12 protein-coding genes and 1 pseudogene are annotated in these 12,336 nt (G+C 61.4%); 5 read left to right on the forward strand and 8 right to left on the reverse strand.

Going from position 1 to position 12,336, the window contains the following annotated elements; all coding sequences use genetic code 11:
- Positions 1 to 187: 187 nt before the first annotated feature.
- The 5 genes from C8C89_RS19310 to C8C89_RS19330 all read right to left on the reverse strand — a co-directional run bounded on the left by C8C89_RS19310 (position 188) and on the right by C8C89_RS19330 (position 5,338).
- A complete protein-coding gene (locus tag C8C89_RS19310) occupies positions 188 to 1,033 on the reverse strand; it encodes a hypothetical protein (protein ID WP_101481045.1) in 846 nt (281 codons plus the stop codon).
- A 172-nt stretch (positions 1,034 to 1,205) separates the two neighbouring features.
- Positions 1,206 to 1,874 carry a hypothetical protein gene (locus tag C8C89_RS19315; protein ID WP_133991918.1) on the reverse strand — a complete coding sequence of 223 codons (669 nt, stop codon included), beginning with the start codon at positions 1,872 to 1,874 and terminating at the stop codon, positions 1,206 to 1,208.
- A 336-nt stretch (positions 1,875 to 2,210) separates the two neighbouring features.
- Complete coding sequence (locus C8C89_RS19320; protein ID WP_101481044.1) at positions 2,211 to 2,723, reverse strand: DUF1579 domain-containing protein; 513 nt, start codon at positions 2,721 to 2,723, stop codon at positions 2,211 to 2,213.
- 176 nt (positions 2,724 to 2,899) lie between these two features.
- Positions 2,900 to 3,727, reverse strand: a complete 828-nt coding sequence (locus C8C89_RS19325; protein ID WP_101481043.1) for a hypothetical protein — start codon at positions 3,725 to 3,727, stop codon at positions 2,900 to 2,902.
- A gap of 72 nt (positions 3,728 to 3,799) precedes the next feature.
- The gene (locus C8C89_RS19330; protein ID WP_243858118.1) at positions 3,800 to 5,338 is read right to left on the reverse strand and encodes an MFS transporter; all 1,539 of its coding nucleotides are present in this window, start codon (positions 5,336 to 5,338) and stop codon (positions 3,800 to 3,802) included.
- Positions 5,339 to 5,460: 122 nt separating this feature from the next.
- Here C8C89_RS19330 and C8C89_RS19335 point away from each other — a divergent pair, with 122 nt between their 5' ends.
- Positions 5,461 to 6,321 (forward strand): LysR substrate-binding domain-containing protein, encoded by an 861-nt coding sequence (locus tag C8C89_RS19335; protein WP_101481042.1) that lies wholly within the window; start codon positions 5,461 to 5,463, stop codon positions 6,319 to 6,321.
- A gap of 270 nt (positions 6,322 to 6,591) precedes the next feature.
- The gene (gene gstA / locus C8C89_RS19340) at positions 6,592 to 7,206 is read left to right on the forward strand and encodes a glutathione transferase GstA (RefSeq protein ID WP_101481041.1); all 615 of its coding nucleotides are present in this window, start codon (positions 6,592 to 6,594) and stop codon (positions 7,204 to 7,206) included.
- 22 nt (positions 7,207 to 7,228) lie between these two features.
- Here the strand turns inward: gstA and C8C89_RS19345 are convergent, their stop codons facing one another.
- Positions 7,229 to 7,681, reverse strand: a complete 453-nt coding sequence (locus C8C89_RS19345) for a PaaI family thioesterase (RefSeq protein WP_133991921.1) — start codon at positions 7,679 to 7,681, stop codon at positions 7,229 to 7,231.
- A gap of 156 nt (positions 7,682 to 7,837) precedes the next feature.
- Between C8C89_RS19345 and C8C89_RS19350 the strand changes: the two are divergent.
- Positions 7,838 to 8,095: pseudogene (locus C8C89_RS19350) on the forward strand (DUF4337 family protein); the annotation flags it as partial.
- Between the two features lie 6 nt (positions 8,096 to 8,101).
- Here C8C89_RS19350 and C8C89_RS19355 read toward each other — a convergent pair.
- Positions 8,102 to 8,722, reverse strand: a complete 621-nt coding sequence (locus tag C8C89_RS19355) for a ParB-like protein (RefSeq protein WP_133991925.1) — start codon at positions 8,720 to 8,722, stop codon at positions 8,102 to 8,104.
- 49 nt (positions 8,723 to 8,771) lie between these two features.
- Entirely contained in the window at positions 8,772 to 10,433 is a 1,662-nt protein-coding gene (locus tag C8C89_RS19360; RefSeq protein WP_133991926.1) for a SulP family inorganic anion transporter, read from the reverse strand.
- A 193-nt stretch (positions 10,434 to 10,626) separates the two neighbouring features.
- On the opposite strand from C8C89_RS19360, the gene C8C89_RS19365 reads away from it, so the two are divergent.
- Together C8C89_RS19365 and C8C89_RS19370 are read left to right on the forward strand one after the other, a co-directional pair.
- Positions 10,627 to 10,923 carry a hypothetical protein gene (locus tag C8C89_RS19365; protein ID WP_243858314.1) on the forward strand — a complete coding sequence of 99 codons (297 nt, stop codon included), beginning with the start codon at positions 10,627 to 10,629 and terminating at the stop codon, positions 10,921 to 10,923.
- Positions 10,924 to 11,149: 226 nt separating this feature from the next.
- On the forward strand, positions 11,150 to 12,247 hold the full coding sequence (locus C8C89_RS19370; RefSeq protein WP_133991928.1) for an acyl-CoA dehydrogenase: 1,098 nt from the start codon (positions 11,150 to 11,152) through the stop codon (positions 12,245 to 12,247).
- Positions 12,248 to 12,336 lie beyond the last annotated feature (89 nt).

Raw genomic sequence — 12,336 nt, forward strand, 5'->3', positions numbered from 1 at the left:
GGTCCAAAGGATGTATGCTGACTGGCCGCTTGTGGCCGAACCCGGCCGTTCGGGCAGCATAGCAGGTTGTCAGGGTGAAAATCTAGCGGCTGCATCGTCATGCTGGATTCGCCCCAAAGCCGACCTTCCGCAATTTGCGGAATTCGAGATTTGACTATTGCTGGAGAAAAATTGGAGGCAATGTATTTCAGTCATTTTTCTGAGCATCAGGGTTGGTAGTCTTTTGCAACCCAATTTGCTTCCTCGCCGCTTCAATTCTCCTCTTATTCTGCGCTTCAACTACCTTTTCATAGTTAAGCGCGTCATGAGGAATGCCCAATTCACTTTTTATTCGCCGTAAAGTTGGTAACGTACTGGCTTCCACCTTCTGAGAGGCCAGGATACCGAATTCGAAAAGAGATAATGCCGAATGATATGCCTCAACCTCGGCTTTATAAATCTCATCGCTAAGACTATCCAATCGCTTCGTCGTAAAATCACGTTCCCACTGAAGAGCAAGCTGAACATTTTCAGGAGGCATTACTCCCGTCCTAATCAGCGATAAATGATGATTGGTAAGATTATCAAGCGCCTTCGAGGTATCCACACGCTGCCCCTTCAAACTTTCGACCTTTAATTTTATTTGATCCACACCTTGGCGCAATGCAACCATCTCAGAGCCGCATTCTTCGAGTTCTGTTACCAGCGCCCTCGCCTCAAGTAAAAGACTTGGCTCTGCAACCACATACATTTTTCCGATAACCCCAGTCTGCTCCTTATACTTCGAAAGTAGACCTTGCAGGTCAGAATTCGGGTCTGCCACAGACTGCAACAATGCCATCGAACTAGAAATATATTCGGCAAAATTTAAAAAAATCTCCTTTTTAATGGAGTGCGCTTGTTCTTCCTTCTTGTGTACCCGCGAAAAATAATTATTTAAGATTATCCCCAGAATTGTTACAAACGAAGCTATGAGTGCACTATACAACGGAACATATACACTCCACCCAACGGCGGCAGTTGGCGCACGCGCAACGAAATTCACTATATGCATTTAAGGACCGGAGGTAAGTTTGAAAATTTAAATTTCATGTCGGAGGCTGCTATTGGCCGAACTCGGTCCATAGCAGGGGTAGCATTTTGCTTATGTGAGAAGCTATCGAATTGTCACGCCGGGCTGAAGCCGCTCCCTTGCGGACCGGCGAATTTGCAGACGCTCATATTTTTTACTGACATATAGGATTTAATCCAAATGACAAACTGATGCTTCCTAAACAACGTCCTATTATGTCCTGTTGCCACATTGCCGAGTAGATCATATCGGAAGGATAGTGGAAGTCGCTAACAAGGTTCGAATTCTTTAGCAAATCACCTATCAAAGACCAAGCCTGCTGCGTATGATTTTTTCCACCATACAACCAGATTTGACCAAACCCTGTCGGTATTCGTAACCCCTCTGTATGTAATCCCTGTATATCTCGATTCAGGTGAATGGCCACCACGAGATCCTTAGAGTCTGGAAGCTTCTTTCCAAGCTTATCCAATATCTGCTGTAAATCGACATTTGAATTGACCGCCGAAGGCGGAAGCTCTTTTAATTGAACCGGCACCATTCTCATAACGCCGCCATCTTCGTATCTAGCCACAATGTCATAGTCCGCTGACTCGAAGAGAGCGAAGGACACTTCCCGACCGATACGCGTTCCAATGCCATGGCAAAAAAGAGCTGCTTGACGACCTTCCAAAAATGGCTTCAATTCACGAGTACGAAGCGCTGCAATTGTATATGGCAAGCCGTTTAACTGTCCGCCACATTGAATGCGTCTCAACCCATTTAAGATTATTCTAGGGCGATGGTAAGTAAGTTTCAGCCATTCACGTGGGATTCTGTTCATTCCGCTTGCCTAGGGTAAATTGACTGGCCGCTTGTGGCCGGTTGCCGCCGTTGCCAGGTTCCGCCTGCGGACATTCACCCGGCGCAAGCACTATAAATCTTAGAGGCCCATAACAGCCTCGAAGAGATGACGAACCCAATTTCTAAACGCGAGGCGTTTGGACTCTTGTTGCCTCAGCCGATGCATCAACAACCACGTTGCATACGAGGCGATCATAACGGCGCACGCTGCACTGATGATGGCTGTGAAGATCTGTATAGCTGGAAGCATAACCATCTGTCCTCATTTTCACTACGTCCGCTTCTGGCCGCTTGCTACCGTTGGCAGTGGCAGCCTTCAAGGCTGAATGGGTGCCCTTGCCTGTGCGGTGCGCATGAAATCCATAGTCCAGTTCGTTTCCCATGTTCTTCCCTGGTCCTTGGAAAAAGCCTGATCCCAGCGAGGATTTTTCCCAGGTGTTGCAGTCCAGGTAAAGCGCACCTTTATTGCTTGACCATCGAGTAGGTCATCGGCAAAAAATACGCCGACGTGATTGGAGAATTTTCCAACAACTGGGACATCGAGCGTTGTCGGCTTGCGTGCATCGAGCCACCAGATCGACCAGGTGTCGGATTTAATACAAAACGAGCGCAGTGCAAGGGCGCGGAAGCTGCCTTCCGGGAAGTAGAGTACGTTATCCTCCAGGTTTCCAAAGCCACCCAGTGTCTTTACGGTCGAAGATAGCCCGTCAAATTCCGTCCATTCCTTGCAATCGGTGAATCTGGAATTGAGCCGGCGATGTTTCACGAGCCAGTCACCGATGATGAAATCAAAATCCCGGGGGGCATTTTTATCGGCTGGCAGTTGCATTGACGGTTTCCTGGATTTGATTTGTTGCGATGCTCGGCCTGGCTTTTCATTGAAAACATGAGTCGAGAGCGGCCGTGAACGATAGCAAATTGCCGGTAAGAAAAATGCATACATTGTCACACCAGTGGAAATATCCACTGCTGGCCGCCCGCTGCCGTTATCTGCAGGCTCCCCCGTTACGGCAGCCGGTGCCGGAAAGTGGGCTCGATATTGCGCGCGTGCAGCCAGCGCACGATGTCTTCCAGGGTGGCGTCCTGCAGCAGCAAGCCTGGTTGTGTAACAGGCATAGGCGCTGGCAATGCGGCGGCGACGGGAGCGGGCACGGGCACGGGCACGGAAGTTGACACGACATCAAGCAAGCCCGCATGTCTTTGCAACTTCGCCAGCGCCTGCGCGAACTGGGCCGGGTTGATGCTGCGCAAGCTTTCCAGGAAGCCCAGTTGGGCGGCTGGCGGTGGCGGCATGTCCAGGCCCGGTTCGTCGACAAAGGCGGCCCCCATGCTGGGGTGGATGAAAGCTGCCCACTTGCCCGACGGCTGCAAACATGGCGGCAGCGCCACCTGTTCCACGTCGCCTGGCGGCGCGACGGCAAGGATGTCGGTCGCGGCGGGTAAAAAGGTCGAGCGCAGCAGCTGCACGAACTGGCGCGCCTGGGCGACGGGTACGGGCGTGGCCAGCGACAGCCATAACTGGAACGCCGTGCCCGAGATGCTGACGGCGGGCGCCGGCAAGTCCAGCTCGTGCTGCACGGCATTGGCGATCGTGCACAGCGCGCTCCAGTGCGCTTCGCCGCCGCCCTTGCCGCCAAACTCCAGCACCAGCGCGCGCGTCAGCCCGCCATGGCCGCGATCCTGTACCAGTTCTACGGCCACCGTCTGCTCGCCCGACAGATGGCGCGCCAGCACAGCCGGCGTCAGCGCTTGCGCGCCGCCATCCGCATCCAGATAATGCTGCTGTTCCTCGAACAGGTACAGGCGGGTGAGTTCGGAAATCAGTTTATGCATGGGCAGCCTCGTTATGACGTTGAGCAACACTTGCCAACGTGCCCAGATTATAGCCTCCCCTGCTCCTGGATTTCAGCGCACCGGCTGCCCGGCTGCCTGCCGCGTCCGCCCGGCGCCAAATACCAGCCAGCTGGCCACGGCGAACAGGCAGGCGGCCACGCCGCCGTACAGCATCACGGCGCCGAAGCCTTGTGCCAGCGCAAGCTGCGCCACGCCGGCCGGCAGTTCGACGGCCCCCTTGCCGGCAGACAAATCTTCCGCCATGGCGCGCAATGTGGCCGCGTCCAGTCCATTTGGCAGATGGGGCCGCAAGGCGGACTGTATGGCTTCGACGAGGATAAAGCCCATCAGCGCGATATTGATCGACAGGCTGACCATGCGCGCGCTGATGTCGATGCTGGACGCCATGCCGGCCCGTTCGCCGGGCACGGCGCCCGTCGTCGTGTTGGTGACGGGTGTATTCGTCAAGCCCAGGCCCGTGCCGGCCAGCAGGCAGCCGGGCAAGATCGTCAGCCAGTTGGCGGCATCCACACTGCTGCCCCACAGCATCAGCAGAAAACCCAGGCCGATGGCCAGCAAGCCGGCAGGAATGACCGTATCGGCCTGGTAGCGCAGCGCCAGCCGTTCGGCCAGGGGCGGCACGAGCAAGGTGGGCAAGGTGTAGGCCAGCAAGGTCAGGCCCGTGCCCAGGCTGCTGTAGCCGAGGCCATGTTGCACGTACAGGGGAAGATAAATCATCAGCGGCCAGAAACTGCAGTTCATGCCCGCCGAACCGAGCAGTGCTCCCGAAAAACGGCGAATGCGAAATACGCTGAAGTCGATCATCGGTTCAGGCTGGCGCCGCTCGATCATGACAAAGAGCATCAGGCTGAGCAGCGCCACGGCCAGGCTGGCCACCGTGAGCGGGTCCGTGAAACCCAGCGCCGGCCCCTGCGTGAGGCACCATGCCAGGCTGAACACGGCCAGCGACAGGGTGGAGATACCCGCCACGTCCAGCTTGCGCTGCTGCGGATCGCGCGATTCGCTCACGCACAGCGCCACCAGCAGCAGGGCCGCCAGCGCCAGCGGCCCGTGCACGAGAAATACCCATTGCCAGTTTGACAGCGCGACGATGGCCGCGCCTATGATAGGGCCAAAACCCAGGCCCAGGCCAAAGACGATGCCCCAGGCGCCAAACGCCCTGCCCCGCGCGGCGCCGGCCGGAAATTGCTGCGACAGTACGGCCACCTGGCAAATCAGCATGGCGCCACCGGCCATGCCCTGCAGCGCGCGCGCGGCGATCAGCAGGCCGGTGCTGCCGGCCCATCCACATGCCAGCGAACTGAGGCCGAACAGTGCCAGGCTGGCGAGCAACAAGCGCTTGCGGCCATAACGGTCGGCCAGGGTGCCCGTTGCCATCAGCACCGTGGTGCAGGCCAGGGTGTAGGCGTTCATGATCCATTGCAAGTCCTTGAAGTCGCCGTGCAACACGGTTTCCAGGGTGGGCAGGATGACGGGTACGCTGGAAATTTCCAGGCCGAACATGAGCGAGGCCAGGCACACGGCGGCCAGGATCAGTGCATTTTGTTGCGAAGTAGTCAGGTGCATCGAAGCCTTGATGTCGGTAGTCATGGAGGAGCGCGTGGTGCCGGCGCGCTGGAGCCACCATTTTAGAAAGCATCGACTCATGAGGGAAATGATAAAGTTTTGTACAATTCATTCATTTTCATCATGAATCACAGGAGCCAGACACGATGGACTTCGATACCGCCCTGCTGCGCGCCTTCGTCGCCGTCCAGGACACAGGCGGCTTTACGCGCGCCGCCGAACGGCTGCACCTGAGCCAGTCCGCCATCAGCCACCAGATCCGCCGCCTGGAAGAGCAGGCGGGCGCCGCGCTGCTGGTACGCACGACGCGCAGCCTGCGCCTGACGGAAGATGGCGAGGATTTCCTGCGCCACGCACGGCAAATCCTGGCGGCCCAGGATGCGCTGTCGCGGCGCTTCCAGCGTTCCTCGATCGCTGGCGCCGTGCGTTTTGGCGTACCGGAAAATTTCATGGGTGCGCGCCTGCCGGCCCTGCTGGCGCAGTTTGCGCACCTGTTTCCCGCCGTGCGCCTGGATGTGACAGTCGGCACGTATCTCGACTTGCAGAAACTGGTCGCCGCCGATGCGCTGGACCTGGCCGTCGTCATGGCGCTGGCCGGCGGGCAAGATGAGCCGGCCGTGCTGCGCCGCACGCGCTTCGTCTGGGCGGCGGCGCAGGATTTTCGCCATGACGGCCAGGCGCCGCTGCCGCTGGCGTTTTCACCGGCGCCGTGCATGCACCGGCAAGTGGGCGTCGACGCCCTCGACGGCGCCGGCCTCGACTGGCGCGTGGCGTTCACCTCGCCCAGCCAGCAGGGCTTGCGCGCCGCCGTGCTGGCGGGCCTGGCGATCACGGCCCTGCCACAGGGCGATCTGGAGCCGGGCATGGTGGTCATCGATGGCCAGCATGGCTTGCCCGCCCTGCCCGCCGCCCAGTTCCAGCTGCTCTGGCGTGCCGCGAGTACCACGGCGGCGGCCGAAGCGTTCGGGCAATTGCTGCGCGAGTGGTCAGCGGCTGCGGCGATATGACAGTAGCAGCAGCAAAGGCAGCTTGATGAAAAATCTCACCGTCCACTACAGCCACCGTGCCAGTCGTGCGGCTCCTGTGATCGCCCCCCTAGCCACAGGAGGAAGGATAGGACTTGGACGTGACCTCGACTTTCTTTATGCGTGGCTTGCTCGAACAACGTACTGACGCGCAAACGACACACGACGTGCACAGTCACCACACGAACACGCGTTTACCGTGCGGCGATGCAGGTCTATAGTGGCTTCTTTCCCACCTGTTCAAGGATCGCCATGAAACTCTTTTACTCGCCGGGCGCCTGCTCCCAGGCACCGCACATCATCCTGCGCGAAACGGGCACACCATTCACTCTGGTCAAGGTCGACCTGGGCCAGCACCAGACGCAGGAAGGCGGCAATTACTACGAACTTAACCCAAAGGGGCAGGTGCCGCTGCTGGCGCTCGACAATGGGACGACATTGAGCGAAGGCCCCGTCATCGCCCAATACATCGCCGAACTGGCGGGCAGGCAGGACTTGCTGCCCCCTGTGGGCAACTTTGCCCGCTACAAGGTGCTGGAATGGCAGAACTACATCACGTCCGAGCTGCACAAATCGTTCAGTCCCCTGTTCGATCCCCGCTACGACGCCGCCACCAAGGCCTTATTCATTGAGCAACTTGGCAAGAAGTTCAAATGGGTGGACAGCCGCCTGGAAGGCCAGGCCTACCTGACGGGCGACACGTTCACCGTGGCCGATGCCTACCTGTTCGTCATCACGGGCTGGGCGCCGCGCGTGGGCGTGGATTTGTCGGGCCTGGCAAATATGCAGGCCTTCCTGGGCAGAATTGCCCAGCGCGACAGCGTCAAGGCTGCTTGGGAAGCGGAAGGCCTGGCAAAAGCCGCTTGAATCGCGTGCCGTGGTGTACGGTTCAGGTTTTTTCCGACTTGCCGTGCATCACCATGATGGTTTGCTGCATCAGCGCGCACAGCGTTTCCCGGCCATCCTTGACGGCGAACACTTCGGCCTGCGTGACGATCAGGGTCCGGCCCGGGCGCACCACCTTGCCGCGCGCGATCAGTTTCTCGCCATCGGCGGGCGCCACCAGATTCATCTTGTATTCCACGGTCAGCACGGAAGCACCGTCCGGCACCATGCTCATGGCCGCGTAGCCGGCGGCCGAGTCCGCGATCATGCCCACCACGCCGCCATGCACAAAACCGTGCTGCTGCTCGATGCCGCTCCAGTGCGGCACGTGGATTTCCGTACTGCCATGCGCCACCAAGGGCAGGCTGGCCTGAATCAGGGTCATGGCATTCTGCAAATCAAAACTGGCGCGGACTCTGTCGGCAAATTGCGGGTCGGGAAGACGGGTCGTGCTCATGGGCTATACGCTTTCAGGGACGGAACGCTGTACTGTACCCGCTTATGCCTGTTCGCACCATGTTGCGGCGCTCGCCAGCTTGCATGGCAGATGCGGTAGTGACATCATGTCAATACCAGTTCCTTCGTTCCCACCTGCCCCCGCGAAAAGCAGGCCAGACAGGAAAGGGAAAAACTGGTGGTGCAATCCATCGCGCGCCAGCTGGAAGTTCAATCAAGAAAGCTGGGCGAGGAATCGGAAGCCAAGCTGCGCCCGCACGAACGCCTGGCCATGGCCCTGACCTTCATCCAGATCGCCGTCGCGCTGGCCGCCATCACGGTGCTGACGCGGCGCCGCTGGCGGCTGTGGGACTCCGTGGGCGCGGCCGCGGCCGCGGCCGGCATACTGGCGGCCGGCAGCGCCTTCCTGCTGTAGACGCTGTCAGGCGGGTGGCACGACGCCGCTCCAGCCTGGCAGATAGCGCGCCTGCTGGCCGCGCGCCAGCTTCATCGCTTGCGCCAGTGCCTTGGAGAAATTCTTTTGCAGGCTTGCGGGCGCGATACGGCTGCGCAGGAAATCGGCCCACAGGAACTCGCTGAACGGCGTCACATCCTTGGCATAACCGCCTGCGCCGCGCAATTCGCCGGCCAGGCTGCGGTAAGGATCGTCGTGCAAGCCGCTCAGGTGCCGGGGAATGGCGGAAAAATCGCGGCGCAAGCCCTCGCTGTCGTAGGGGTGCACCCACTGGTGGTGGTCCATCACATGCCAGAAGTGCAGCGGCTCCAGCCAGGACAAATCCTTGAGTATCATCAGGCTGACGGTTTTCACGCCTTCCTGGTGCAGCGCGAGGCCGAAATGGTGATGGTCGACGATGTAGTGGCGTCCTTCCGGGCCGATGATGCTGGGAAACCAGTGATCGGCCAGCGCCGCCGTCCGTGCCTTCCTGCCCAGGCTGGCCCAGTGCGCGCGCTTGAGCGCCACCTCAGCCATGCCGACCGTGATTTGCGTGGGCAGCAGCTTGTTCAGCCTTGCCTTGACCAGTTGCGGTTTCGCGCTTGTCATGCCATCTCCCAAGGTGCATCGCCTGGCCGCCAGCGTAGCATAGTCGCCGCTACTGTTCAGGCGTGGCGCCGTCCAGCAGTCGCACGGCCTCGGCCACGCTCAACTCACTGAGCAGCAGTGCCGGCCCGGCTTGGACAGCCAGCATGTCGCGCAAGGCCAGTTGCAGCACGCTGCAGGCCGGCTCCTTCAGCCGCGCCAGCGCCAGCGCCAGCCCCTGCTGACGCACAAACGCGGCAAAGTCGCGCAAGGCTTCGACGCTGCTGCCATCGAGGTCGGGCGACTCTTCCAGACTGAGGATTACCTTGCGCAGCGGACCGGCCCGCTCTTCCAGCATGGCACGCGCCAGGTGCAGGCTGCGCTCGGCGTTAACAAAGAACAGGGGTTCATCGAGACGCAGTATCAGCAGCTCCGGCTGCGGCCGGGCATCGCGATGCAGCGCCAGCTTGACGTAGTCGTGGCTGTTGCCCAGCCGCCCCAGCACGGACATGCCCGGCCGCGACAGGCGGCGCAGCATCAGCAGAAGGCTGATGGCGATGGCCACCAGCAAGCCGTCGAGGACACCGAACAGCAGCACGCCGGCAATCGCCGCCAGCACCAGCAGGCGGTCGCGGCGCCAGGCAAAGTATGGCTGCAAAGAAACAGGATTCAGGGTATGGCTGACCGCGTGGATGACCACGGCGGCCAGCACGGGTACGGGCGTGAACGCCACCAGCGGCAGCAGGGTCAGCACGATCAGGCCTACCACGGCGGCGGCCACCAGGCCCGCCAGGCGCGAGGTGGCGCCAGCCGCCTCGTTGGCGGAGGTGGCCGAATAGCCGGCGCCCACCGGCATGGCTTGCAGCAATCCCGCCAACACATTCGCCGCGCCCAGCGCCAGCAAGTCGCGCTCGGGCGCCACAGGATCGCCGTGCTTCAAGGCAAAACTGCGGATGGCGCCATACGATTCGGCATACAGGATCAGCGCCAGTGCAAACGCCAGCTCGGCCAGGCGCGTCCATTCCTCTTGCGTCAGGCGCGGCAGGACGGGCATGGCCAGGCTGACATCGATGGCGCCCACCAGGGCCACGCCGTGGCGAGGCAGATCCAGCCAGCGGCCTGCAATTATGCCCAGCGCAATGACGATCAGGCCGGCGGGCCAGCGCCGCCGGCACCGCAGCAGGAACAGCAACAGCAGGGCCGCCGCGCACAGGCCCGCGCCAACCCCGTTCCACTGCCCTGCCCGCGCCAGCAAGCCGGGCACCAGGTGCAGCATGTCGCCCTGCGGCGGCTGCACGCCCAGCACGCCGGGCAGCTGTTTCACGATGATGACGATGGCCAGGCCGAAGGAAAAGCCCCGCAATACCGGCTTGGCGATGAATTGCGTGACGCTGCCCAGCCGGGCCACCCAGGCCAGCAGGAAAAATGCCCCCGTCAACATCACCAATCCCGCCATCAGCATGAGCCGGTGCCCCGCCGTACCGCCCGGCATGGACGCCATGGCGGCGGCCAGCACGGCGGCAGATGACGACGTGGCTGAAACGATGGCAAAGCGGCTCGTGCCCAGCACGCCATAGCAGAGTAAACCGGCGAACAGGGCCAGGATACCCGCCTGGGGCGCCAGATTGCCGATGCTGGCATACGCCACCGCTTCCGGCAGCAGCAGGCCGGCGATCGACAGGCCGGCACTGACATCTTGCCAGCGGTTCAATTGCGTCGCAGCCGATGCGCTCATGGCGATGTTCCTGGTGGTGGCACTGGTCCGCTCAATGATGCGGCAAAACCGCCGTTCCAGCCACATTTGCTTACATTTGAAACAAATATGCTGTGCACCAGCGGCCCCGGCGGCACGTTTGAGCAGGGTCACATCCCTGACCATCCACCTGGAGACTGCAATGAAAACCACCACTCTGTCCGCCATCCTCCTGATGACTCTTGCCTCGGCTACCGCCAGCAGCTTTGCCGCAGAAACGACCTGGCAGAAAAACCATCCGCGCCGCGAACAGGTGAACAACCGCCTCGCGCATCAAAACGCGCGCATCCACAAGGAAGTCAAGGAAGGCGACATCACCAAAGGGCAGGCGGCCGCCCTGCACCGCGAAGACCGCAGCATCCGCCGCGAAGAGCGCAGTATGGCCAAGCTCGATAACGGCCATATCACCAAGGCAGACCAGCGCGCCCTGAACCAGCAGGAAAATGTGGTCAGCAAACAAATCGGCAAATAGCCTTGCCGTCCGGCCCTATCGCCACCCTTATTGTCCGACGGGAACGATCACCGCTGTCACCTGCGCAGCACTGCGGTGGTGGCATAGATGACGTTCCCGATCTGCTCATGGCGTCCCCGTTCCTGCAGCTTGGAGGCACCGGACTGGGACGATAACGGGCGAAGGCTGGCCCCGGCGCGCCGGGCTGTGCGAAAATGCCCGCCTTCGCCATTGCCGGATTCTGCCCATGCCGCACGCTGTCATCGATACCCTTTGCGAGCGCGACGCCCGCCGCATCGCCCGCCATGCGCCGGCAGCCGACGCCGCCCGCTTTTTGCATCCGGCCCAGCAAGCCTTGCTGCACCGGCGCGGCTGGCTGACGATGCTGGCGCCGCGCAGCGCGGGCGGCGCCGAGCTGCCCTTGCCGCACGTGGTGCGCCTGGAAGAAGCAGTGGCCGCCGTCGACGGCAGCATGGGCTGGGTATTGACCCTGTGCGCGGGCGCGGGCTGGTTCGCGGGTTTTCTGGCCCCTGACATGGCGCGCAGCATCATCGGCACGCCCCGTGTCTGCCTGGGCGGCAGCGGAGCGGCCACGGGCTGCGCGGACGAGGAAGGCGACGGCTACCGCATCACGGGCAGCTGGGATTACGCCAGCGGCGCGCCGATGGCCACGCATTTCACCCTGAACGCCCGGCTGCAGCGCGATGGCCAGCCCCTGCTCGATGCAGAAGGCAAGCCGCGCATCCGCGCCTTCCTGGTCCCTGCCGCGCTGGTGCAACTGGTGCCATCGTGGAACAGCATCGGCATGCGCGCCAGCGCCTCGCACAGCTACCGCATCGACGGCCAGTGGCTGAGCAAGGAACACGGTTTTACGATCAGCCCCGCAGCCGCGACGGCTGGCGGCCCCCTGTACCGCTACCCGTTTTACTCGCTAGCCTATGTGACCCTGGCCGCGAATATGGCCGGCATGGCCGGGCATTTCATGGAATTGGCCGAAGCATGCATGCGCCATCGCCGCCATGCGCGCGCCGGCTTGCCGCTGCTGGACGTGCCGGAAGTGGCCAACATGTTGCAGGACAGGAAAGATGCGTTCACCGCCGCCCGCACCCGCTACTACACCGTGCTGGACGACAGCTGGGCGCAAGTGGCTGCCGGCGCGGCGCTGGACGACGACGCCATGCAGGCCGTGCAAACCACTTCGCTGGCCCTGGTGGCCGTCTGCCGCGCGGCCGTCGACGCGTTGTATCCTTACTGCGGCCTGTACGCAGCCCGCGAAGACAGCACCATCAACCGCGTGTGGCGCGATTTTCATACGGCCAGCCAGCATACGCTGCTGCTGCCTTGACAGTGACGGCCTCGGCAACGCCGCGCAACAGCTTGCCCCCGGGCAGGCGCATGGCTGAAAAGGCTGGCGGGCGCCATGCGAGCCGGATT

Origin of the sequence: Janthinobacterium sp. 75 (genome assembly GCF_004365495.1) — a bacterium.
GTDB lineage: Bacteria > Pseudomonadota > Gammaproteobacteria > Burkholderiales > Burkholderiaceae_D > Janthinobacterium.